Source organism: Citrobacter sp. Ce006 (genome assembly GCF_030336535.1).
GTDB lineage: Bacteria > Pseudomonadota > Gammaproteobacteria > Enterobacterales > Enterobacteriaceae > Citrobacter > Citrobacter europaeus.
The window spans coordinates 67,923-89,978 of sequence record NZ_JAOWDO010000051.1; the positions used below are offsets into that span (position 1 = coordinate 67,923).

The following is a 22,056-nucleotide window of genomic DNA, read 5'->3' on the forward strand; positions in this document are numbered from 1 at the left end:
AACAGTTGTAGGCCCGGTAAGGTGTTGCCGCCACCGGGCAACTAACGTTTATTTCTTCCCGCTGTATTGCGCGAACCACTCCAGCATCCTCTGCCAGCCGTCTTTCGCGGACTCTTCGTGATAGCTCGGGCGATAATCGGCGTTAAAAGCATGTCCGGCATCGGGATACACTACGATTTCCGCTTTTGCATTGGCGGCGCGCAGCGCCTGACGCATTGTTTCAACGGTATCTTGCGGAATACTGGTGTCCTGGCCGCCATACAGTCCCAGAACGGGGGCGTTAAGATCGGTCGCGATATCAACGGGATGTTTCGGCGAGTTGAGGGTTTTATCACCTACCAGCTTGCCGTACCACGCCACCGCCGCTTTTAACTGCGGATTATGTGCGGCATACAGCCAGGTGATGCGTCCACCCCAGCAGAATCCGGTGATCATCAACTGGTGGGCATCTCCTCCATTTCGCGATGCCCAACTGGCGACATGATCCAAATCGGCCAATACCTGAGAGTCAGGCACTTTGGCGACAAGACCGCTGAGTAGCGTAGGGATATCGGCAAAGTCATTGGGATCGCCTTCGCGAAAATAGAGTTCTGGTGCGATAGCCAGATACCCTTCCAGAGCCAGACGGCGGCAAACGTCACGAATGTGTTCATGAATGCCAAAAATTTCCTGCACGACAATAACCACGGGCAGGGGGCCATCGGTCTGTTTTGGTCGTGCGTGATACGCTGGCATATCATCGCCTTGTGACGGTATGGACGTTACCCCGGCGATAATTGCGTTATCCGGAGTGTGGACCGTGGTAGACGTCGGTGGAGATACAGCAGGTGCAAAGCCAGGTTGTCGTGTTGTCATGGTATTCTCCGTACCCTTAAATATTCAGCCAAAAAGCGCATTGTTAACTATAGACACATGCAACGAACCACATTGCCTTAAACGGTCTATCTTTTGTGCAAGGCTTCCTTACATCGCATCATTTATGTGATATGCATCACCATTTTATGGTAATTGAATGCAATTGATTTACATCATAGTGATGACTGTCACGAAAATATGTTTATGCCTTCGGTAAAGTGTGTTTTTGCTTCTTCTGACAAAACCGATTCACAGAGGAGTTTTTATGTCTAAGTCTGATGTTTTTCATCTCGGCCTCACTAAGAACGATTTACAAGGGGCTACGCTTGCTATCGTCCCTGGCGACCCGGAGCGTGTGGAAAAGATCGCCGCGCTGATGGATAAGCCGGTTAAGCTGGCATCTCATCGCGAGTTCACTACCTGGCGTGCTGAGCTGGATGGTAAAGCCGTGATCGTGTGCTCTACCGGTATCGGCGGCCCGTCCACCTCTATTGCCGTAGAAGAACTGGCACAACTGGGCATTCGTACCTTCCTGCGTATCGGTACGACTGGCGCTATCCAGCCGCATATCAACGTGGGTGATGTACTGGTTACCACTGCATCTGTTCGTCTGGACGGTGCAAGCCTGCATTTCGCGCCAATGGAATTCCCGGCCGTTGCGGACTTCGAGTGCACCACCGCGCTGGTGGAAGCAGCGAAATCTATCGGCGCTACCACTCACGTGGGCGTTACCGCGTCTTCTGACACCTTCTATCCGGGACAGGAGCGTTATGACACCTTCTCTGGTCGCGTCGTGAGCCGTTTCAAAGGCTCAATGGAAGAGTGGCAGTCTATGGGCGTCATGAACTACGAAATGGAATCTGCGACGTTGCTGACCATGTGCGCAAGCCAGGGTCTGCGTGCCGGTATGGTTGCGGGTGTTATCGTGAACCGTACTCAGCAAGAGATCCCTAATGCGGAAACGATGAAACAAACGGAAAGCCACGCGGTGAAAATCGTGGTGGAAGCCGCGCGTCGTTTACTGTAATTCTCCCGTCTATTCAAAAAGGCCGACGCGTTCGGCCTTTTTATTTTGCGTAGTGCCTCGCAGGAAATTCCTTTTAAACTGGACGTTTATACAGCACAATTCTATTTTGTGCGGGTAAGTCGTTGCTGTAAGGGGGGCGTTGTGGATATTTCAATTATGATGAGTGCCGTGCTGGCGTTAGCCGCAGGGTTGTTGGTGGGATGGCTCGCAACAAAAGCGCACGCCGACAGGATCCGTGCCGACCTCATCGAAGAGCGACGTGAAATGGATATTGCGCTAAGCGCCGCCCGCCAGCAGCTTTCTCAGGAAGCTCACTGGCGTGATGAGTGCGAACTCCTCAATAACGAATTGCGCAGCCTGCACAGCATCAACACCTCTCTCGAAGCCGATCTCCGTGAAGTCACCACCCGGCTGGAAGCGACGCAGCAGCATGCGGAAGATAAAATCCGCCAGATGATCAACAGCGAACAGCGGCTGAGCGAACAGTTTGAAAATCTGGCGAACCGTATTTTTGAGCACAGTAACCGTCGCGTAGATGAGCAAAACCGGCAAAGTCTGAACAGCCTGCTGGCACCGCTTCGCGAACAACTGGACGGTTTTCGACGTCAGGTTCAGGATAGCTTTGGTAAAGAGGCGCAGGAGCGCCATACCCTGGCGCACGAAATTCGTAATCTACAGCAACTGAATGCGCAGATGGCGCAGGAAGCGGTAAACCTGACGCGGGCATTAAAAGGCGATAACAAAACGCAGGGCAACTGGGGTGAGGTCGTACTCACGCGGGTGCTTGAGGCTTCTGGTCTGCGCGAAGGCTATGAATACGAAACCCAGGTCAGTATCGAGAACGACGCCCGTTCGCGGATGCAGCCTGATGTCATCGTCCGGCTACCGCAGGGTAAAGATGTGGTGATCGATGCGAAAATGACGCTGGTCGCCTATGAACGCTATTTTAACGCTGAAGATGAATACACCCGCGAGAGCGCGTTGCAGGAGCACATTGCCTCGGTGCGAAACCATATTCGTTTGCTGGGGCGCAAAGACTATCAGCAGCTTCCGGGGCTGCGCACGCTTGATTATGTGCTGATGTTTATCCCCGTTGAGCCTGCTTTTTTACTGGCGCTCGACAGACAGCCCGAACTGATTACCGAAGCGCTTAGAAATAACATTATGCTGGTGAGCCCTACCACGCTGTTGGTGGCGTTGCGCACGATCGCCAACCTGTGGCGCTACGAGCATCAGAGTCGTAATGCGCAACAAATTGCCGATCGGGCCAGCAAACTTTATGACAAGATGCGATTGTTTGTGGATGATATGTCGGCAATTGGCCAAAGTCTGGATAAAGCCCAGGATAACTACCGACAGGCGATGAAAAAACTTTCTTCAGGCCGTGGAAACGTCCTGTCGCAGGCAGAAGCGTTTCGCAGTTTAGGTGTAGAAATTAAGCGCGAGATTAATCCTGAGCTGGCTGAACAAGCCACTACGCAGGATGAAGAATACCGCTTGCGCTCGGTCCCTGAGACGCAACAGGATGAACCTTACCCTGATGATGAAGCGGTAAATCAGCAATCAAACTAGTTCGTTTGGGGTAGTTGAACCGGGCAGAAGGGTAGGGCAAATTGGCCCAATCTGTTACACTTCTCGAACATTTTTTGGATGAGCAGGCACTGAGATGGTGGATAATTCACAAGAAACGACGCACTTTGGCTTTCAGACCGTCGCTAAAGAGCAGAAAGCTGACATGGTGGCCCACGTTTTTCATTCTGTGGCGTCTAAATATGACGTTATGAATGACTTAATGTCATTTGGCATTCATCGTTTGTGGAAGCGCTTCACCATTGACTGCAGTGGCGTGCGTCGCGGGCAAACCGTTCTCGATTTGGCGGGCGGTACCGGCGATCTGACGGCAAAATTCTCTCGCATGGTAGGCGAAACCGGCAAAGTTGTGCTGGCGGATATCAATGACTCAATGCTCAAAATGGGACGCGAAAAGCTGCGTAATATCGGCGTAGTGGGTAACGTTGAGTACGTTCAGGCGAACGCGGAAGCACTGCCTTTCCCTGACAACACGTTTGACTGCATCACCATCTCTTTCGGTCTGCGTAACGTAACGGATAAAGACAAAGCATTACGCTCCATGTATCGCGTGTTGAAACCGGGCGGACGCTTACTGGTGCTGGAGTTCTCCAAACCGATTATCGAACCGCTGAGCAAAGCTTACGACGCCTACTCTTTCCATGTTCTGCCACGCATTGGTTCCATGGTGGCAAGCGACGCAGATAGTTATCGCTATTTGGCGGAGTCTATCCGCATGCATCCCGATCAGGACACCTTAAAAGCTATGATGCAAGATGCCGGGTTCGAAAGCGTTGATTATTACAACCTGACGGCAGGTGTCGTTGCGCTGCATCGTGGTTACAAGTTCTGACAGGAGATTGGGGATGCCTTTAAAACCCTTAGTGACCGCCGGCGTTGAAAATTTGCTCAACAGCTTTCTGTACCGTTCTCCTGCGCTTAAGTCAGCCAGAACGCGCTTACAGGGCAAAGTTCTGCGTGTTGAGCTCAAAGGATTTTCAACACCGTTAGTGCTGGTGTTTAGTGAGCGCCAGGTCGATGTGCTGGGGGCATGGGAAGGCGAAGCCGATTGCACCGTAATCACACATGCCAGCGTGTTACCGAAATTACGCGACCGGCAGCAACTAACCACGCTTATCCGCAGCGGTGATCTGGAAGTTCAGGGCGATATCCAGATCGTGCAGAATTTTGTCGCACTGGCCGATCTGGCGGAGTTTGATCCCGCAGAACTGTTAGCGCCCTATACCGGCGATATTGTTGCGGAAGGGGTTAGCAAAGTATTGCGTGGTGGAGCGAAGTTCCTGCGCCATAACATTCAGCGCCAGCAGCGCTATGTTGCCGAAGCGATCACCGAAGAGTGGCGTATGGCTCCGGGTCCGCTTGAGGTTGCATGGTTTGCAGAGGAAACGGCAGCCGTTGAGCGTGCGGTTGAATCCCTGGCTAAACGGCTGGAAAAACTGGAGGCCAAATGACGCCAGGTGAAGTACGGCGCCTTTATTTCATCATACGCACTTTTTTAAGCTACGGCCTTGATGAACTCATCCCCAAAATGCGTATCACGCTGCCGATCCGGTTGTGGCGCTACTCGCTGTTCTGGATGCCCAACCGACATAAAGACAAACCGCTGGGAGAAAGGCTGAGGCTCGCTTTGCAGGAACTCGGCCCGGTGTGGATCAAATTTGGGCAAATGCTCTCTACCCGTCGTGACCTTTTCCCTCCGCACATCGCCGATCAGCTAGCGCTATTGCAGGATCGGGTTGCCCCATTCGATGGGCAAAGAGCCAAAGAACAAATCGAAGAGGCGATGGGTGGGCTACCCGTTGAGGAATGGTTTGATGATTTTGAGATCACGCCGCTGGCATCTGCGTCTATTGCTCAGGTTCACACCGCGCGACTGAAATCGAATGGCAAAGAGGTGGTGATCAAAGTTATTCGCCCGGACATACTGCCGGTAATCAAAGCAGATTTGAAACTGATCTACCGCCTTGCTCGTTGGGTTCCTCGTCTGCTCCCAGATGGCCGCCGCCTGCGACCAACCGAAGTGGTCCGTGAATATGAAAAAACGTTGATTGATGAGCTGAATCTGCTGCGTGAGTCGGCGAACGCAATTCAACTGCGACGTAATTTTGAAGACAGCCCAATGCTGTACATCCCGGAAGTGTACTCCGACTATTGCAGTCAGAATATGATGGTGATGGAGCGCATTTACGGTATTCCCGTTTCAGATGTCACCACGCTTGAGAAGAATGGCACCAATATGAAGCTGCTGGCTGAACGTGGTGTTCAGGTCTTCTTTACTCAGGTATTCCGCGATAGCTTTTTCCATGCGGACATGCACCCTGGGAACATTTTCGTGAGTTATGAGCACCCTGAAAACCCGAAATACATTGGTATTGATTGTGGGATTGTGGGGTCTTTAAACAAAGAAGATAAGCGTTACCTGGCTGAAAACTTCATCGCGTTCTTTAACCGCGACTACCGCAAAGTTGCTGAACTGCACGTTGATTCTGGCTGGGTTCCGCCGGATACCAACGTAGAAGAGTTTGAATTCGCCATTCGTACCGTGTGCGAACCGATTTTTGAAAAACCGCTGGCGGAGATTTCCTTTGGTCATGTGCTGTTGAATCTGTTCAACACTGCGCGCCGATTCAACATGGAAGTTCAGCCTCAACTGGTCTTACTACAGAAGACGTTGCTGTACGTTGAAGGCGTCGGACGACAGCTCTACCCGCAGTTAGATTTATGGAAAACGGCCAAGCCTTTCCTCGAGTCCTGGATCAAAGATCAGGTCGGTATTCCGGCGCTTGTCAGAGCATTTAAAGAAAAAGCACCGTTCTGGGTCGAAAAAATGCCAGAAATACCTGAACTGGTGTATGACAGTTTGCGCCAGGGCAAATATTTACAGCACAGTGTTGATAAGATTGCCCGCGAGCTTCACGCGAATCATGTACGCCAGGGACAATCCCGTTATTTATTGGGCATTGGCGCAACATTGTTGCTAAGTGGAACATTCCTGCTGGTAAGCCGTCCTGAGTGGGGGCTTATGCCGGGTTGGTTAATGGCAGGCGGCGTCTTAGCCTGGTTGATCGGCTGGCGCAAAATGCGCTGAATTTTTCATCGCCCAAGGCAGGTCGTGTAACGTATACTACGGCCTTATTAATTCATCATCTATGACAGAGGAACATGTATGGGTGGTATCAGTATTTGGCAGTTGTTGATCATTGCCGTCATCGTTGTACTGCTATTTGGCACCAAGAAACTCGGCTCCATCGGTTCCGATCTTGGCGCGTCGATTAAAGGCTTTAAAAAAGCGATGGGTGATGATGAGCCTAAGCAAGATAAAACCAGCCAGGACGCTGATTTTACTGCTAAATCCATCACCGATAAGCAGGGCGAAGTGAAAAAGGAAGACGCCAAAAGCCAAGATAAAGAGCAGGTATAATCCGTGTTTGATATCGGTTTTAGCGAACTGTTATTGGTGTTCGTTATCGGCCTCATCGTCCTGGGGCCGCAACGATTACCCGTAGCGGTAAAAACGGTTGCTGGCTGGGTTCGTGCTTTGCGTTCCCTGGCGACTACTGTTCAGAATGAACTGACCCAGGAGCTTAAGCTTCAGGAGTTTCAGGACAGCCTGAAGAAAGTAGAGAAAGCGAGCCTGACAAATCTGACCCCGGAGCTGAAAGCCTCAATGGATGAGCTGCGTGAAGCGGCAGAGTCGATGAAGCGTTCTTACAGCGTGCACGATCCTGAGAAAGCGAGCGATGAAGCGCACACTATCCATAACCCGGTAGTGAAAGAAGCGGAAGCGCAGCGAGAAGGGGTTACCCCTGCCGCCGCAGAAAACCAGGCCAGTTCGCCGGAGCAAAAACCGGAATCCACGGGTGCTAAAACGCCAGAGCCAACGGAAAACACTTCCGCAACGTTAATGGATGCAGATAAGAAAGCTGCCGCACCTGTTGTCGAATCCTCCCCCTCGTCGAGTGATAAACCGTAAACATGGCTGTAGAAGATACCCAACCGCTCATTACGCATCTTATTGAACTGCGTAAGCGACTCCTGAACTGCATTATTGCGGTAATCGTGATCTTTCTGGCGTTGGTTTACTTTGCCAACGACATTTACCATATGGTTGCGGCGCCGCTGATTAAACAGATGCCGCAGGGTGCAACGATGATCGCCACCGATGTGGCCTCGCCGTTCTTTACCCCAATAAAGTTGACCTTCATGGTGTCGCTGATCCTGTCAGCGCCAGTGATCCTCTACCAGGTGTGGGCATTTATTGCGCCTGCTTTGTATAAACATGAACGTCGACTGGTTGTGCCGCTGCTGGTTTCCAGTTCGTTGTTGTTCTACATCGGCATGGCATTTGCCTATTTTGTCGTCTTTCCGTTGGCGTTTGGTTTTCTGGCCAACACGGCTCCGCAAGGCGTGCAGGTATCGACGGACATTGCCAGCTATCTCAGTTTCGTAATGGCGCTGTTTATGGCTTTCGGTGTCTCTTTTGAGGTTCCGGTCGCCATCGTGCTGCTATGCTGGATGGGCATTACGACGCCTGATGATTTACGCAAGAAACGCCCTTACGTTGTGGTGGGCGCATTTGTCGTCGGGATGCTACTGACCCCGCCAGATGTCTTCTCGCAAACGCTGTTGGCGATACCGATGTACTGCCTGTTCGAGGTGGGGGTTTTCTTCTCTCGTTTCTATGTCGGTAAGCGACGTACGCGAGATGAGGACAACGAGGCTGAAGAAGCAAAAGAAGCCGAAGCCACCGAGAAAACTGAAGAATAAACTCAACCGCCCGTCAGGGCGGTTGTCATATGGGAGGAAGCATGTTTGATATTGGCGTTAATTTAACCAGTTCACAATTTGCAAAAGACCGGGATGAGGTCGTGGCGCGGGCCTTTGCTGCGGGCGTAAACGGTATGCTTCTTACCGGAACAAACCTGCACGAAAGTCAGCAGGCTTTAAAGCTGGCGCAGCATTATTCGCATTGCTGGTCCACGGCTGGCGTGCACCCGCATGACAGCAGCCAATGGCAATCCTCAACGGAAGACGAGATTATCGCGCTGGCAAACCAGTCGAAGGTGGTTGCAATTGGTGAGTGCGGCCTGGATTTCAATCGAAATTTCTCCACGCCGCAGGAGCAAGAACGTGCTTTTGAGGCGCAGCTGCGCATTGCTGCTGAACTGCAGATGCCGATTTTCATGCATTGTCGGGACGCCCATGAGCGTTTTCTGACGTTGCTGGAACCGTGGCTGGACAGCCTGCCCGGCGCGGTGCTGCACTGTTTCACCGGCTCGCGCCAGGAGATGCAGGACTGCGTGGACCGAGGGCTTTATATTGGTATCACCGGGTGGGTCTGTGATGAGCGCCGGGGAATGGAACTGCGTGAGCTGCTGCCGTTTATTCCGGTAGAACGACTGCTGGTAGAAACCGATGCGCCTTATCTACTCCCTCGCGACTTAACGCCTAAGCCGACGTCACGACGCAATGAACCGGCGCACCTGCCGCATATTCTTGAGCGTATTGCCCACTGGCGCGGGGAAGATCCTCAATGGCTGTCAGCCACCATTGATGCCAACGTCAGAACGCTGTTCGAAGTGACCTTCTAACCGCCTTATATTTTTCGAAAACCGGTGTTTTTCACGCTCTGCTTAATCTCTTTATTCAACAGGTTAAGCAGTAGCATGGAACGCGCTTCGCCATCCGGTTCGGTGAAGATCGCTTTTAGCCCTTCAAACGCCCCTTCAGTGATAATCACACTGTCCCCAGGCTGCGGCGTTTGCGGATCCACAATACCTTCAGGCTTGTAGATAGAAAGCTGGTGAATAACGGGAGAAGGGACAGTTGCAGGCGTCGCGCCAAAACGGACGAAATGGCTGACACCACGCGTGGCGTTGATGGTGGTGGTGTGGATCACTTCCGGGTCGAACTCGACAAACATGTAATTAGGGAATAGTGGTTCACTGACTGTGGTACGTTTACCGCGCACTATTTTTTCCAGGGTGATCATAGGCGTCAGGCAGTTCACCGCCTGCCTTTCCAGGTGTTCCTGGGCTCGCTGAAGTTGCCCACGTTTGCAGTACAGTAAATACCAGGATTGCATAATAACTCTTATCCGCTTGTTCTGAGCGCCAGCATAGCAAAAGCCATGAGTTAAGTTAATTATACCCGCCTCAAAGCAGGCTGAAACCCAATGGGTATATACTCCCGGGGCTTATATGTATCGCCAGAGTTCACGCTAATTTAACAAAAATACAGCATCGCAATGATGAACGCCGTATAATGAAGCGCTTACGAAGAGGCCATAATGGACGCCATGAAATATCACGATTTACGCGACTTCCTGACGCTGCTTGAACAGCAGGGCGAGCTCAAACGCATTTCGCTTGAGGTGGATCCCCACCTGGAAATTACTGAAATTGCCGATCGCACTCTGCGTGCTGGTGGGCCTGCGTTATTGTTTGAGAATCCTAAAGGCTATTCAATGCCGGTGCTGTGTAACCTGTTTGGCACACCAAAGCGTGTTGCGATGGGGATGGGGCAAGAAGATGTCTCGGCGCTACGGGAAGTCGGTAAACTGTTGGCGTTTTTGAAAGAGCCAGAGCCGCCGAAAGGATTCCGCGATCTGTTTGATAAGCTGCCGCAGTTTAAGCAGGTGTTGAACATGCCGACTAAGCGGTTGCGCGGTGCGCCTTGTCAGCAAAAAATCTACTCAGGCGATGACGTCGATTTAAACCGAATTCCGATTATGACCTGTTGGCCGGAAGATGCCGCGCCACTGATTACCTGGGGGCTAACCGTAACGCGTGGCCCGCATAAAGAGCGGCAGAATCTGGGCATCTATCGCCAGCAGCTGATTGGTAAAAACAAGCTTATTATGCGCTGGTTGTCCCATCGCGGCGGCGCGCTTGATTATCAGGAGTGGTGCGCGGCGCATCCGGGTGAACGCTTCCCGGTTTCTGTGGCCTTGGGAGCAGACCCGGCAACAATTCTGGGCGCTGTTACACCTGTCCCGGATACGTTATCTGAATACGCATTTGCCGGACTGTTGCGCGGCACCAAAACCGAAGTGGTCAAATGTATTTCCAACGATCTGGAAGTGCCTGCCAGCGCTGAAATCGTGCTGGAAGGGTATATCGAACCGGGTGAGTTGGCCCCGGAAGGGCCGTATGGCGATCATACCGGCTACTACAACGAAGTAGATAGCTTCCCGGTCTTTACCGTCACGCACATTACCCAGCGCGAAGATGCGATTTATCACTCTACCTATACCGGACGTCCGCCAGATGAGCCCGCGGTACTCGGCGTGGCGCTGAACGAAGTTTTCGTTCCTATTCTGCAAAAGCAGTTCCCGGAGATTGTCGATTTTTACCTGCCTCCGGAAGGCTGTTCATATCGTCTGGCCGTAGTGACGATGAAAAAACAGTACGCTGGTCATGCCAAACGCGTCATGATGGGTGTCTGGTCGTTTTTGCGCCAGTTTATGTACACCAAATTTGTTATTGTTTGCGATGATGACGTCAACGCACGCGACTGGAATGATGTGATTTGGGCAATTACTACCCGTATGGACCCTGCCCGGGATACGGTACTGGTAGAGAATACCCCAATTGATTACCTGGACTTTGCCTCGCCGGTTTCCGGTCTTGGTTCAAAAATGGGGCTGGATGCCACTAATAAATGGCCGGGCGAAACCCAACGCGAATGGGGACGTCCGATTAAAAAAGATCCTGAAGTAACTGCGCGTATTGACGCAATTTGGGATGAACTGGCCATCTTTAATGACGGCAAAAGCGCCTGAGGCGCGATCGTTTTGCCTATTGATCCGACAGAGAGAGCGCATGACAACCTTAAGCTGTAAAGTGACCTCGGTAGAAGCTATCACTGACACCGTATATCGCGTTCGTTTAGTGCCCGACGCGGCGTTTTCCTTTCGTGCCGGCCAGTATTTAATGGTCGTGATGGACGAAAGGGATAAGCGTCCGTTCTCCATGGCATCAACGCCGGACGAGCAAGGATTCATTGAGCTGCACGTTGGCGCCTCTGAGCTAAATCTTTATGCCATGGCCGTGATGGATCGCATTCTGAAAGACCGGGAAATCAAGGTCGACATTCCGCATGGCGAGGCCTGGCTGCGCGAAGAAGACGAGCGCCCGCTGATCCTGATTGCCGGTGGTACAGGGTTCTCTTACGTGCGTTCTATTCTGCTAACTGCACTGGCGCGCAATCCAAACCGCGATATCACCATTTACTGGGGCGGGCGCGAAGAGAAGCATCTCTACGATCTCTCAGAGCTGGAAGCGCTGTCAGTGAACCACCCGAATCTGCGCGTTGAGCCAGTGGTGGAACAGCCTGAAGACGGCTGGCGTGGTCGTACGGGAACCGTGTTAACGGCAGTACTGCAGGATTACGGTACCCTGGCGGAGCATGATATCTACATCGCCGGTCGCTTCGAAATGGCCAAAATCGCGCGCGATCTGTTCTGTAATGAACGCAGTGCGCGTGAAGATCGCCTGTTTGGCGACGCTTTCGCGTTCATTTAAGCGCTGTGCGCCGGAGCCCTTCCGGCGCATCCATTACCCACCTTACTTCCTCTGGCAGGGTGCAAGCCCGGTTTCGTTGTTTCTCTTTTTCAGCACATTTTTAGTAAACATGTTTTTTTCTGTCTATTAATCATAAAACTGAGGTTTTGTGACAGGCCTCTTTTTGTTTAGTAAACAAAATTGGCAAACTAGACAGCATCACATTGCGAGACGCAAACGAGGAAAATCCATGAGGCTCGGACTGGATATCGGCGGGACTAAAATTGAAGCGGTGGTGATTGATAACGCGGGTGAAATTGTTTACCGCGAGCGATGCGCGACACCGAAGCAGAGTTACGGCGATTTTTTCCAGGCCGTGACGGAGATGATTGCTAAGGCAAGGCTGGCCGTTAATCAGCCTTTATCGGTTGGCGTTGGGGTGCCTGGCGCGGTGGATAGCGAAGGTTTGATTAAGAATTCGAACATCCTGGTGCTGAATCAGCAGGCCTTTGCGCAAGACCTTGAGCGAGCATCAGGAATGCCAGTGCCGGTTACCAATGATGCCAACTGCTTTACCCTGTCAGAAGCGATGGACGGCAGTGGGCGTGGGCATAGCGTGGTATTTGGCGTGATCCTTGGTACCGGATGCGGCGGTGGAGTATGCATCGATAACCGATTGATCTCCGGCCCTAACGCCTGTGCGGGTGAGTGGGGGCATAATGCATTACCGCGCTACCACGAATCTCAGGACGGGGCTGGAGTGACTTGCTATTGCGGACAGTTGAACTGTATTGAGAGCTTTATTTCCGGCAGCGGGCTGGAACGCCAGTATTTGAATTACACCGCGCAACATGCGGGTGTGCCACAAATTATGCAACGGGTAGAATCGGGCGATGCAGATGCCTGTTTGTTATGGGAACGCTATTGCGATCAACTGGCGCGCGCGTTGGCAAGCATTGTGAATACGCTCGATCCCGATGTTATCGTGCTGGGAGGTGGGGTATCTAATATTGATACACTGTATTCAGGCTTGCAGGCACGAGTGGCGCAGTACGTATTTGGTAAGCAGTGCCGCACACCGATCGTTCGGGCCCGCCACGGCGACAGCAGCGGCGTACGCGGCGCGGCCTGGCTGGGAGCACAACAAGCCAGCATAAATTAATGAGAGCGAAATGACGAAACCTGTACGCATCAGAGATATTGCCGAAGCGTGTGGTGTCTCGGTTGGCGCTGTTTCCCGCGCCCTGAAAGGGCAGCCGGGGCTGCGTGAAGACACCCGGCTGCGCATTATTTCAGTGGCGCAGCAGCAGGGTTATGATTTTTCTCGCCTGCGTGCAGACAAAATCAAACGTGTCCTGTTTTTACTGCATCGCCAGCACAATATCAGCCGGGCTTTGCCGTTTTACTCTCAGCTGCTGCTGGGTATAGAAGATCGTTGTCGCGAACACGGGATTGCGCTGAGTTTTCTCTCTATCGGCCCTGGTGATGCAGTGAGTGAGCAGGTGATGCTGCATCAGCCTGATGCGCTGATCTGCGCGGGATTTTTTGAGCCCGAATTGCTAGGGCTGCTGCAACAGATGAAATTGCCGTTGGTACTGGTGGATCTCTGGGCGCCGGGCTTACCTTGCGTGAATCCGGACAACACTCAGGGCGGTTATCTGGCCACGCAACATTTGATTGCGCAAGGGCGCAGCCGCATTGCTTTTCTCGCCAGCACGCTCGCGCACTACAGCATCCGTCAGCGCGAGAAGGGCTACCGTCAGGCATTGTATGAAGCCCGGTTGCTGATGCCGCCAGAGTACGACGCCGTTGCACCGCCGTTGCTGGATACCGAGCAATCTCTGGTGGAGGCGGTGAAGGAGTTGCTCAGTCTGCCGGAGCCGCCTGATGCCATTTTTGCCTATAACGATGCGGCAGCGCTGGTTGTTCAGCGGGTGTGTGCACAGCGGGGTATACGTATTCCGGAAGATCTCGCGCTGGTGGGGTTTGATGATATCGATGCTGCGGCCTGGTCGCACCCGCCACTGACCACCATTGCGGTTGATAAAAAGCAGTTGGGGCGTGAAGCGCTGCGTTTACTGCTGGAAGAGAAGCAGGAAGAGAATCTGCTATTGCCGGTGCAGTTAGTGGTGCGCGGTAGTTCAGAGAAATAAAAAACCCGCCCCTGACAGGCGGGAAAAACGGCAACTAAACTTTCTCTCTTCGCCATTGGCACCATAACTGTGTTGGCTGCGCTCATTCACCCGAATCACTTACTACACGTAAGCTCATCGGGATGAATGAGGGACATCCGTGTCCCTCACTGAAAGCAGCCTTCGGCTGTTCAAATTCGTTCCTGACGAATTTGTCATTCACTTGCCGCCTTGTTCTGGCACCAATGGCTTTGAGATAACATTTCGTAGGCCGGGCAAGCGAAGCGCCCCCGGCATGCTTTGATTAAACTCGCTCAAATACCGTCGCGATGCCCTGGCCTAACCCGATACACATCGTCGCCAGGCCAAACTGTACGTCTTTGCGTTCCATCAGGTTGAGCAGGGTGGTGCTGATACGCGCCCCGGAACAGCCCAGTGGATGACCCAAAGCGATCGCCCCGCCGTTGAGGTTGATCTTCTCGTCGATCTGCTCCATCAGCCCCAGATCTTTAATGCACGGCAGGATCTGAGCGGCAAAGGCTTCGTTCATCTCAAACAAACCGATGTCGCTGGTGGAGAGTCCCGCTTTTTTCAGCGCCAGTTTTGAGGCCGGAACCGGACCGTAACCCATGATTGACGGGTCGCAACCCACAACAGCCATCGAACGAATACGGGCACGCGGCGTCAGACCCAGCTCACGGGCGCGGCTTTCGCTCATGACCAGCATCGCGGCAGCACCATCGGAAAGCGCGGAGGAGGTACCGGCAGTGACCGTTCCGCTAACTGGATCGAACGCTGGGCGCAGGGTGGAGAGCGCTTCAACGGTTGTCTCCGGGCGGATAACCTCATCGTAGTTAAACTGTTTCAGCACGCCGTCGGCATCATGACCGCCGGTCGGGATGATTTCGTTTTTAAACGCGCCAGACTGCGTTGCTGCCCAGGCACGGGCGTGTGAACGCGCGGCGAAGGCGTCCTGCATTTCACGGCTGATGCCGTGCATACGAGAGAGCATTTCCGCGGTCAGACCCATCATTCCCGCGGCTTTTGCCACGTTGCGGCTCATGCCCGGGTGGAAATCAACGCCGTGACTCATTGGCACATGGCCCATATGCTCCACGCCGCCAATCAGGCACGCCTGAGCATCGCCGGTCATGATCATGCGTGCCGCATCGTGTAGCGCCTGCATGGACGAACCGCACAGACGGTTGACAGTGACGGCCGGAACGGAATGTGGAACTTCCGCCAGCAGCGCGGCGTTACGGGCGATGTTGAAACCCTGCTCCAGCGTTTGCTGCACACAGCCCCAGTAAATATCATCAAGCGCGGCTGGCTCCAGCGCCGGATTACGCGCCAGCAGGCTACGCATTAAATGTGCGGAGAGATCTTCTGCCCGCACGTGACGAAACGCCCCCCCTTTCGAACGGCCCATCGGGGTACGGATCGCATCAACAATTACAACCTGTTCCATTGTGACTCCTTAAGCCGTTTTCAGGCTGCCAACCGGGCGGGCAGGCTCAACCTGGGGATAATACGGTTCGTTATGGCGCGCTTTGTCACGCAGACCGGCCGGAACTTCATACAGCGGGCCAAGGTGCTGATACTGCTGAGCCATATCGAGATACTTCGCGCTGCCAAGCGTATCCAGCCAGCGGAACGCGCCGCCGTGGAACGGAGGGAAGCCCAGGCCATACACCAGCGCCATATCGGCTTCTGCCGGGCTGGCGATAATGCCTTCTTCCAGACAACGCACCACTTCGTTGACCATTGGGATCATCATGCGGGCGATAATCTCTTCATCGCTGAAGTCGTGTTTCGGCTGGCTGACCTCAGCCAGAAGACCGTCAACGGTGGTATCTTCTTCTTTCTTCGGCTTGCCCTTGTTGTCTTCTTTATAACGCCAGAATCCGAGGCCGTTTTTCTGCCCGAAACGGTTAGCATCAAACAGTGCATCTATCGCATCGCGATAATCTTTCTGCATACGCTGAGGGAAGCCTGCGGACATCACAGCCTGTGCGTGATGCGCGGTATCAATACCCACCACGTCCAGCAGATAAGCCGGACCCATCGGCCAGCCAAACTGTTTTTCCATTACTTTGTCGACTTTGCGGAAATCCGCTCCGTCGCGCAGCAACTGGCTGAAACCGGCAAAATAGGGGAACAGCACGCGGTTGACGAAGAAACCGGGGCAGTCATTAACCACAATCGGCGTTTTGCCCATCTGGCTTGCCCAGGCGACTACCTTAGCGATGGTTTCATCCGAGCTTTTCTCGCCGCGAATGATCTCAACCAGCGGCATACGGTGCACCGGGTTAAAGAAGTGCATCCCACAGAAGTTTTCCGGGCGCTTAAGCGCGCTGGCCAGCTCGTTGATGGGGATGGTGGAGGTATTCGACGCCAGTACGGTGTCCGGGCGAACCTGATCTTCGGTTTCCGCCAGTACCGCTTTTTTCACTTTCGGGTTTTCCACAACCGCTTCAACCACCACGTCCACACGCTCAAAACCGCTGTAGTCGAGGGTTGGATGGATAGTGGAAATCACGCCCGCCATTTTCAGACCGTCAATTTTGCCGCGCTCGAGCTGTTTGTTCAGCAACTTGGCCGCTTCGGTCATGCCCAGCGTTAATGATTTGTCGTTGATGTCTTTCATGACAACCGGCACGCCTTTCCAGGCCGACTGGTACGCGATGCCGCCGCCCATAATGCCTGCGCCCAGCACCGCCGCTTGCTTGGGTGCCTCAATATTTTTGGTGAGCTTTTTGGCTTTGGCTTTCACGAACTGATCGTTAAGGAAAATCCCAACCAGGGCGCGGGCTTCACTGGTGTGCGCCAGTGGAACAAAGCTTTTATTTTCCAGATTCAGCGCTTCTTCACGACCAAAACGGGCCGCTGCTTCAATGGTTTTTACCGCGGTAATCGGTGCGGGATAATGCTTACCTGCCGTCTGCGCCACCATGCCTTTAGCGATGGTAAAGCTCATAGCCGCTTCAATTTTGCTGAGTTTCAACGTCTCCAGCTTCGGCTGACGTTTGGCCTTCCAGTCGAGGTCGCCGTTGATCGCCTGACGTAATACCGCGATCGCGCCATCAAGCAGTTTGTCTTGCTTCACTACGCCATCGACCAGACCGATTTTTAGCGCCTGCTCAGCACCAACATCTTTACCCGCAGCAATAATTTCCAGCGCACTGTCTGCACCCAACATGCGTGGCATACGCACGGAACCACCAAAGCCCGGCATAATACCCAGCTTAGTTTCCGGTAGGCCGATGCGCAGGTCCGGCGTTGCCAGACGATAATCGGTTGCCAGAACACATTCGCAGCCGCCGCCCAGCGCATAACCGTTAACTGCTGAGAGGGTCGGAACAGGGAGATCTTCCAGGCGGTTAAAGACGCTGTTGGCAAAATGCAGCCACTGGCTCAGTTGCTCTTCAGGCACGAGGAACAGTGAAAGGAATTCGGTGATATCGGCACCAACAATAAAGGCCGCTTTATTAGAACGCAGCAGCAGCCCTTTTAAATTCGGTTGTTTTTCCAGCACATCAAGCGCATGGCCCAGGCTGGCAACGGTGGCCGTGTCGAGTTTATTGACCGAGCCAGGGGCATCGAACACCAGTTCGGCGATGCCATCTTCCAGCCAGTCGAGGTACAGGGTGTCGCCTTTGTAAAGCATGTCAGTCTCCTGAATCCGCAAGGTGATCTGGTCATACCAGATGAATCGAAGTGTGTGTTTTATGTTAATAAAATGCAAATGAATGATTAAAGAAATGACGATTCGATCACGCTCGGCAGAAATCACGCACTCACAAAGCGATGTGCTAAGATGCGGAGACTTGAGGTCAAAAAACAGAAGGATAGAAAATGGAATCACTGGCCGCACTCTATAAAAATCATATCGTTACCTTACAAGAACGGACGCGCGACGCGCTGGAACGCTTTAAGCTGGATGCGTTACTTATTCACTCAGGCGAACTTGTTAACGTCTTTCTCGACGATCATCCGTACCCGTTTAAGGTCAATCCGCAATTCAAAGCCTGGGTGCCTGTAACGCAGGTTCCTAACTGCTGGTTGCTGGTGGATGGCGTGAACAAGCCGAAACTGTGGTTCTACCTGCCGGTCGATTACTGGCACAACGTTGAGCCGCTGCCGACCTCCTTCTGGACGGAAGAAATTGAGATCATCGCGCTGCCAAAAGCGGATGGTATCGGTAGCCAACTGCCTGCTGCTCGCGGCAATATCGGTTACATCGGCCCGGTTCCGGAACGTGCGCTGCAACTGGACATCGCGGCCAGCAACATCAACCCGAAAGGGGTGATCGACTACCTGCATTATTACCGCGCCTATAAAACGGATTACGAGCTGGCCTGTATGCGCGAAGCGCAGAAAATGGCGGTGAATGGACACCGGGCCGCGGAAGAAGCGTTTCGTTCCGGGATGAGCGAGTTTGACATCAACCTCGCTTACCTGACTGCGACTGGTCACCGCGATACCGACGTACCGTACAGCAACATCGTGGCGCTTAACGAGCATGCCTCGGTACTTCATTACACCAGGCTGGATCATCAGGCTCCGTCTGAAATCCGCAGCTTCCTGCTGGATGCCGGTGCGGAATACAATGGCTATGCGGCAGACCTGACGCGTACCTGGTCGGCGAAAAGCGACAACGACTATGCGCATCTGGTGAAAGATGTTAACGACGAAGAGCTGGCGCTGATTGCGACCATGAAAGCAGGCACCAGCTACGTGGATTATCACATTCAGTTTCATCAGCGCATCGCGAAGCTGCTGCGTAAGCATCAAATCATCACCGATATGAGTGAAGAGGCGATGGTGGAAAACGATCTTACCGGGCCGTTTATGCCGCATGGTATCGGGCACCCGCTGGGCCTGCAGGTACACGATGTCGCTGGCTTTATGCAGGACGACAGCGGTACTCATCTGGCCGCGCCGTCAAAGTATCCTTACCTGCGCTGCACCCGTGTTCTGCAACCGGGCATGGTTCTGACCATCGAACCGGGTATCTACTTTATTGAATCGCTGCTGGCACCGTGGCGTGAAGGGCAATTCAGCAAACACTTCAACTGGCAGAAAATTGAAGCCCTGAAACCGTTCGGCGGTATTCGTATTGAAGACAACGTGGTGGTCCACGAGAACAATATCGAAAACATGACGCGGGATTTAAAACTGGCGTAATGGACAGTTGGTTAATCCCTGCGGCGCCGGTTAGCGTCGTTGAAGAGATCAAAAAAAGCCGCTTCATTACGTTGCTCGCCCATACGGACGGCGTAGAAGCGGCAAAAGCGTTTGTTGAGTCAGTCAAAGCGGAACACCCTGACGCCCGCCACCATTGTGTGGCGTGGGTGGCGGGTGCGCCCAACGACTCGCAGCAGTTGGGGTTTTCAGACGATGGCGAACCGGCGGGTACGGCAGGCAAACCGATGCTCGCGCAGCTGATGGGGAGCGGCGTCGGCGAGGTTACCGCGGTGGTGGTGCGTTACTACGGCGGTATCCTTCTCGGTACGGGTGGTCTGGTAAAAGCCTACGGTGGCGGTGTGAATCAGGCGCTGCGCCAGTTAACGACACAGCGCAAGACGCCATTAACCGAATATACTTTGCAGTGTGAGTACGGTCAGCTGGCAGGCATTGAAGCTTTGCTGGGGCAGTTTGACGGTAAAGTCGTTGCCAGTGATTACCAGGCTTTTGTTCGGCTCAGAGTGGCGCTTCCTTATGCCAAAGTGGATGAATTTTCGGCAAAACTGGCGGATTTTAGTCGTGGTTCATTGCAATTGTTAGCGATTGAAGAATAATCCCCACCTCATTTTAAAGAACTAAGGAAGCGGCAGAGATGCATTTTCGCGCCATCACCCGAATCGTTGGACTACTGGTCATCTTATTCTCGGGGACAATGATCATCCCCGGACTGGTAGCGCTCATCTACCGTGATGGGGCAGGGCGTGCATTTACCCAAACTTTCTTTGTTGCTCTGGCTATCGGCTCTATGCTGTGGTGGCCAAACCGTAAAGAGAAGGGCGAGCTGAAGTCGCGCGAAGGGTTTCTGATTGTCGTCTTGTTCTGGACCGTGCTGGGCAGCGTGGGTGCGCTACCGTTCATTTTTGCGGAAAGTCCTAACCTCACGATAACCGACGCTTTTTTTGAATCCTTTTCCGGTTTAACCACCACGGGTGCGACGACGCTGGTGGGGCTTGATTCATTGCCACACGCGATTCTCTTTTATCGCCAGATGCTGCAATGGTTCGGCGGGATGGGGATCATCGTGCTGGCGGTGGCTATCCTGCCTATTCTTGGCGTGGGTGGTATGCAGCTCTATCGGGCAGAAATGCCCGGGCCGCTGAAAGATAATAAGATGCGCCCGCGTATTGCCGAAACGGCGAAAACGCTGTGGCTTATCTATGTATTACTGACAGTGGCGTGCGCGCTGGCGCTATGGTTTGCCGGGATGCCCGCGTTTGACGCCATTGGTCATAGCTTTGCCACAATTGCCATCGGCGGCTTTTCCACACACGATGCCAGCGTGGGGTATTTCGACAGTCCCACGATTAACACCATTATTGCTATCTTCTTACTGATCTCCGGTTGTAACTATGGCCTGCACTTCTCTTTATTAAGTGGGCGTAGTCTGAAGGTCTACTGGCGCGATCCGGAATTCCGCATGTTCATTGGTGTGCAGTTGACGCTGGTAGTTATCTGTACGCTGGTGTTGTGGATACATAATACCTATGGATCGGCGCTCACGACGATCAACCAGGCCTTTTTCCAGGTGGTGTCGATGGCGACGACCGCCGGATTTACCACGGACAGTATTGCCCGCTGGCCGCTGTTCCTGCCGGTGCTGTTACTGTGTTCTGCTTTTATCGGCGGCTGTGCCGGGTCGACGGGCGGTGGCTTGAAGGTGATTCGTATCCTGCTGCTGTTTAAGCAGGGTAACCGTGAATTGAAACGACTGGTCCACCCGAATGCGGTTTACAGTATCAAACTGGGTAACCGTGCGTTACCGGAGCGAATCCTTGAAGCTGTGTGGGGATTCTTCTCTGCCTATGCGCTGGTCTTTATTATCAGTATGCTGGCGATTATTGCGACCGGTGTTGATGACTTCTCCGCGTTTGCCTCCGTTGTGGCGACGCTGAATAACCTGGGGCCAGGGCTGGGCGTTGTCGCTGACAACTTTGCCAGTATGAACCCCGTGGCGAAGTGGATCCTGATTGCCAATATGCTGTTTGGTCGTCTGGAGGTCTTTACTCTGCTGGTACTCTTTACCCCTACCTTCTGGCGTGAATAATGGAGTAACACGTGAAAACACTGATTCTTTTTTCTTCCCGGGACGGACAAACCCGTGAAATTGCCGAGTATCTGGCTTCTGAACTCAAAGAGCTGGGTGTTTGGGCGGATGTCGTAAATTTGCATCGTACCGCCGAGCCTGACTGGCAAAATTATGACAGCGTGGTGATTGGCGCTTCGATTCGCTATGGCCATTACCATGCTGCTTTTCAGGAGTTTGTGAAAAAGCATGCCACGCGGCTGAACGCGATGCCGAGTGCGTTCTACTCCGTAAACCTTGTTGCCCGTAAACCGGAAAAACGTACGCCGCAAACCAACAGCTATGCGCGTAAGTTCCTGATGAGTTCGCCGTGGCGGCCAGATCGCAGTGCGGTTATTGCCGGCGCTTTGCTGTATCCCCGCTATCGCTGGTATGACCGCGTTATGATCCAACTGATAATGAAGATGTCTGGCGGTGAAACGGATACGAATAAAGAAGTGGTGTATACCGATTGGGAACAGGTCGCAGGTTTCGCGCGGGAAATCGCCCAATTAACCAACAAAACGTTGTCAAAATAAGCGTAAAGAATAAAAAATACGCACTCGGAAGATTATTTTAAATTTCCCCTTGTCAGCCTGAAATAACTCCCTATAATGCGCCTCCACTGACACGGAACAA

Annotated in this window: 21 protein-coding genes; 17 read left to right on the forward strand and 4 right to left on the reverse strand. The window is 53.1% G+C overall.

The window, feature by feature from the left end:
- Nucleotides 1-48 precede the first annotated feature (48 nt).
- A complete protein-coding gene (locus OGV94_RS01225; protein ID WP_199995200.1) occupies nt 49-855 on the reverse strand; it encodes a dienelactone hydrolase family protein in 807 nt (268 codons plus the stop codon).
- A gap of 265 nt (nt 856-1,120) precedes the next feature.
- Here OGV94_RS01225 and udp point away from each other — a divergent pair, with 265 nt between their 5' ends.
- The 9 genes from udp (at nt 1,121) to tatD (ending at nt 9,063) form a co-directional block, all read left to right on the forward strand.
- Nucleotides 1,121-1,882, forward strand: a complete 762-nt coding sequence (gene udp, locus OGV94_RS01230; protein ID WP_003828923.1) for a uridine phosphorylase — start codon at nt 1,121-1,123, stop codon at nt 1,880-1,882.
- Nucleotides 1,883-2,023: 141 nt separating this feature from the next.
- Entirely contained in the window at nt 2,024-3,454 is a 1,431-nt protein-coding gene (gene rmuC / locus OGV94_RS01235) for a DNA recombination protein RmuC (protein WP_100193790.1), read from the forward strand.
- 94 nt (nt 3,455-3,548) lie between these two features.
- Complete coding sequence (ubiE, locus tag OGV94_RS01240) at nt 3,549-4,304, forward strand: bifunctional demethylmenaquinone methyltransferase/2-methoxy-6-polyprenyl-1,4-benzoquinol methylase UbiE (RefSeq protein ID WP_003017897.1); 756 nt, start codon at nt 3,549-3,551, stop codon at nt 4,302-4,304.
- A 13-nt stretch (nt 4,305-4,317) separates the two neighbouring features.
- Nucleotides 4,318-4,923: a ubiquinone biosynthesis protein UbiJ gene (gene ubiJ, locus OGV94_RS01245; RefSeq protein WP_043018998.1), complete on the forward strand. Its 606-nt coding sequence runs from the start codon at nt 4,318-4,320 to the stop codon at nt 4,921-4,923.
- Entirely contained in the window at nt 4,920-6,560 is a 1,641-nt protein-coding gene (gene ubiB, locus OGV94_RS01250; protein WP_043018999.1) for a ubiquinone biosynthesis regulatory protein kinase UbiB, read from the forward strand. The genes ubiJ and ubiB overlap by 4 nt, the downstream gene beginning before the upstream one ends.
- Nucleotides 6,561-6,638: 78 nt before the next feature.
- The gene (gene tatA, locus OGV94_RS01255) at nt 6,639-6,893 is read left to right on the forward strand and encodes a Sec-independent protein translocase subunit TatA (RefSeq protein WP_003017888.1); all 255 of its coding nucleotides are present in this window, start codon (nt 6,639-6,641) and stop codon (nt 6,891-6,893) included.
- A gap of 3 nt (nt 6,894-6,896) precedes the next feature.
- Nucleotides 6,897-7,445: a Sec-independent protein translocase protein TatB gene (tatB, locus tag OGV94_RS01260; RefSeq protein WP_043019000.1), complete on the forward strand. Its 549-nt coding sequence runs from the start codon at nt 6,897-6,899 to the stop codon at nt 7,443-7,445.
- Between the two features lie 2 nt (nt 7,446-7,447).
- Nucleotides 7,448-8,239, forward strand: coding sequence for a Sec-independent protein translocase subunit TatC (tatC, locus tag OGV94_RS01265; RefSeq protein ID WP_016155142.1), 792 nt, complete (start codon nt 7,448-7,450; stop codon nt 8,237-8,239).
- Nucleotides 8,240-8,280: 41 nt separating this feature from the next.
- Nucleotides 8,281-9,063 carry a 3'-5' ssDNA/RNA exonuclease TatD gene (gene tatD / locus OGV94_RS01270; RefSeq protein WP_199995199.1) on the forward strand — a complete coding sequence of 261 codons (783 nt, stop codon included), beginning with the start codon at nt 8,281-8,283 and terminating at the stop codon, nt 9,061-9,063.
- 5 nt (nt 9,064-9,068) lie between these two features.
- Here tatD and rfaH read toward each other — a convergent pair whose 3' ends face one another.
- Nucleotides 9,069-9,557 carry a transcription/translation regulatory transformer protein RfaH gene (rfaH, locus tag OGV94_RS01275; RefSeq protein ID WP_043019003.1) on the reverse strand — a complete coding sequence of 163 codons (489 nt, stop codon included), beginning with the start codon at nt 9,555-9,557 and terminating at the stop codon, nt 9,069-9,071.
- A gap of 204 nt (nt 9,558-9,761) precedes the next feature.
- Between rfaH and ubiD the strand changes: the two genes are divergently transcribed.
- The 4 genes from ubiD (at nt 9,762) to OGV94_RS01295 (ending at nt 14,129) form a co-directional block, all read left to right on the forward strand.
- The gene (gene ubiD / locus OGV94_RS01280) at nt 9,762-11,255 is read left to right on the forward strand and encodes a 4-hydroxy-3-polyprenylbenzoate decarboxylase (protein ID WP_003828905.1); all 1,494 of its coding nucleotides are present in this window, start codon (nt 9,762-9,764) and stop codon (nt 11,253-11,255) included.
- Nucleotides 11,256-11,295: 40 nt separating this feature from the next.
- Nucleotides 11,296-11,997 (forward strand): NAD(P)H-flavin reductase, encoded by a 702-nt coding sequence (gene fre, locus OGV94_RS01285; protein ID WP_172862535.1) that lies wholly within the window; start codon nt 11,296-11,298, stop codon nt 11,995-11,997.
- Nucleotides 11,998-12,226: 229 nt separating this feature from the next.
- Complete coding sequence (locus OGV94_RS01290; protein ID WP_043019004.1) at nt 12,227-13,138, forward strand: ROK family protein; 912 nt, start codon at nt 12,227-12,229, stop codon at nt 13,136-13,138.
- A gap of 10 nt (nt 13,139-13,148) precedes the next feature.
- Nucleotides 13,149-14,129: a LacI family DNA-binding transcriptional regulator gene (locus OGV94_RS01295; RefSeq protein ID WP_043019005.1), complete on the forward strand. Its 981-nt coding sequence runs from the start codon at nt 13,149-13,151 to the stop codon at nt 14,127-14,129.
- Nucleotides 14,130-14,412: 283 nt separating this feature from the next.
- On the opposite strand, the gene fadA is transcribed toward OGV94_RS01295, so the two are convergent.
- Together fadA and fadB are read right to left on the reverse strand one after the other, a co-directional pair.
- A complete protein-coding gene (fadA, locus tag OGV94_RS01300) occupies nt 14,413-15,576 on the reverse strand; it encodes an acetyl-CoA C-acyltransferase FadA (protein WP_043019006.1) in 1,164 nt (387 codons plus the stop codon).
- A gap of 9 nt (nt 15,577-15,585) precedes the next feature.
- Nucleotides 15,586-17,775, reverse strand: a complete 2,190-nt coding sequence (gene fadB, locus OGV94_RS01305) for a fatty acid oxidation complex subunit alpha FadB (protein WP_286522404.1) — start codon at nt 17,773-17,775, stop codon at nt 15,586-15,588.
- A 188-nt stretch (nt 17,776-17,963) separates the two neighbouring features.
- Between fadB and pepQ the strand changes: the two genes are divergently transcribed.
- From pepQ to hemG, 4 genes are read left to right on the forward strand one after another with little or no spacing between them, the layout of a single operon-like run.
- Complete coding sequence (gene pepQ, locus OGV94_RS01310) at nt 17,964-19,295, forward strand: Xaa-Pro dipeptidase (protein WP_043019008.1); 1,332 nt, start codon at nt 17,964-17,966, stop codon at nt 19,293-19,295.
- Nucleotides 19,295-19,909 (forward strand): IMPACT family protein, encoded by a 615-nt coding sequence (locus OGV94_RS01315; RefSeq protein WP_080625912.1) that lies wholly within the window; start codon nt 19,295-19,297, stop codon nt 19,907-19,909. The genes pepQ and OGV94_RS01315 overlap by 1 nt, the downstream gene beginning before the upstream one ends.
- Nucleotides 19,910-19,947: 38 nt before the next feature.
- Nucleotides 19,948-21,399 carry a Trk system potassium transporter TrkH gene (gene trkH / locus OGV94_RS01320; protein WP_047407543.1) on the forward strand — a complete coding sequence of 484 codons (1,452 nt, stop codon included), beginning with the start codon at nt 19,948-19,950 and terminating at the stop codon, nt 21,397-21,399.
- An 11-nt stretch (nt 21,400-21,410) separates the two neighbouring features.
- A complete protein-coding gene (gene hemG / locus OGV94_RS01325) occupies nt 21,411-21,956 on the forward strand; it encodes a menaquinone-dependent protoporphyrinogen IX dehydrogenase (protein ID WP_047407540.1) in 546 nt (181 codons plus the stop codon).
- The last annotated feature ends 100 nt before the right edge of the window (nt 21,957-22,056 follow it).

Excerpts from the sequence above, each read along its gene's own strand:
- OGV94_RS01225 (WP_199995200.1), bottom strand. The coding sequence starts at position 855 with ATGACAACACGACAACCTGGCTTTGCACCTGCTGTATCTCCACCGACG.
- udp (WP_003828923.1), top strand. The coding sequence starts at position 1,121 with ATGTCTAAGTCTGATGTTTTTCATCTCGGCCTCACTAAGAACGATTTA.
- ubiE (WP_003017897.1), top strand. The coding sequence starts at position 3,549 with ATGGTGGATAATTCACAAGAAACGACGCACTTTGGCTTTCAGACCGTC.
- ubiJ (WP_043018998.1), top strand. The coding sequence starts at position 4,318 with ATGCCTTTAAAACCCTTAGTGACCGCCGGCGTTGAAAATTTGCTCAAC.
- ubiB (WP_043018999.1), top strand. The coding sequence starts at position 4,920 with ATGACGCCAGGTGAAGTACGGCGCCTTTATTTCATCATACGCACTTTT.
- tatA (WP_003017888.1), top strand. The coding sequence starts at position 6,639 with ATGGGTGGTATCAGTATTTGGCAGTTGTTGATCATTGCCGTCATCGTT.
- tatC (WP_016155142.1), top strand. The coding sequence starts at position 7,448 with ATGGCTGTAGAAGATACCCAACCGCTCATTACGCATCTTATTGAACTG.
- tatD (WP_199995199.1), top strand. The coding sequence starts at position 8,281 with ATGTTTGATATTGGCGTTAATTTAACCAGTTCACAATTTGCAAAAGAC.
- rfaH (WP_043019003.1), bottom strand. The coding sequence starts at position 9,557 with ATGCAATCCTGGTATTTACTGTACTGCAAACGTGGGCAACTTCAGCGA.
- ubiD (WP_003828905.1), top strand. The coding sequence starts at position 9,762 with ATGGACGCCATGAAATATCACGATTTACGCGACTTCCTGACGCTGCTT.
- fre (WP_172862535.1), top strand. The coding sequence starts at position 11,296 with ATGACAACCTTAAGCTGTAAAGTGACCTCGGTAGAAGCTATCACTGAC.
- OGV94_RS01290 (WP_043019004.1), top strand. The coding sequence starts at position 12,227 with ATGAGGCTCGGACTGGATATCGGCGGGACTAAAATTGAAGCGGTGGTG.
- OGV94_RS01295 (WP_043019005.1), top strand. The coding sequence starts at position 13,149 with ATGACGAAACCTGTACGCATCAGAGATATTGCCGAAGCGTGTGGTGTC.
- fadA (WP_043019006.1), bottom strand. The coding sequence starts at position 15,576 with ATGGAACAGGTTGTAATTGTTGATGCGATCCGTACCCCGATGGGCCGT.
- fadB (WP_286522404.1), bottom strand. The coding sequence starts at position 17,775 with ATGCTTTACAAAGGCGACACCCTGTACCTCGACTGGCTGGAAGATGGC.
- pepQ (WP_043019008.1), top strand. The coding sequence starts at position 17,964 with ATGGAATCACTGGCCGCACTCTATAAAAATCATATCGTTACCTTACAA.
- OGV94_RS01315 (WP_080625912.1), top strand. The coding sequence starts at position 19,295 with ATGGACAGTTGGTTAATCCCTGCGGCGCCGGTTAGCGTCGTTGAAGAG.
- trkH (WP_047407543.1), top strand. The coding sequence starts at position 19,948 with ATGCATTTTCGCGCCATCACCCGAATCGTTGGACTACTGGTCATCTTA.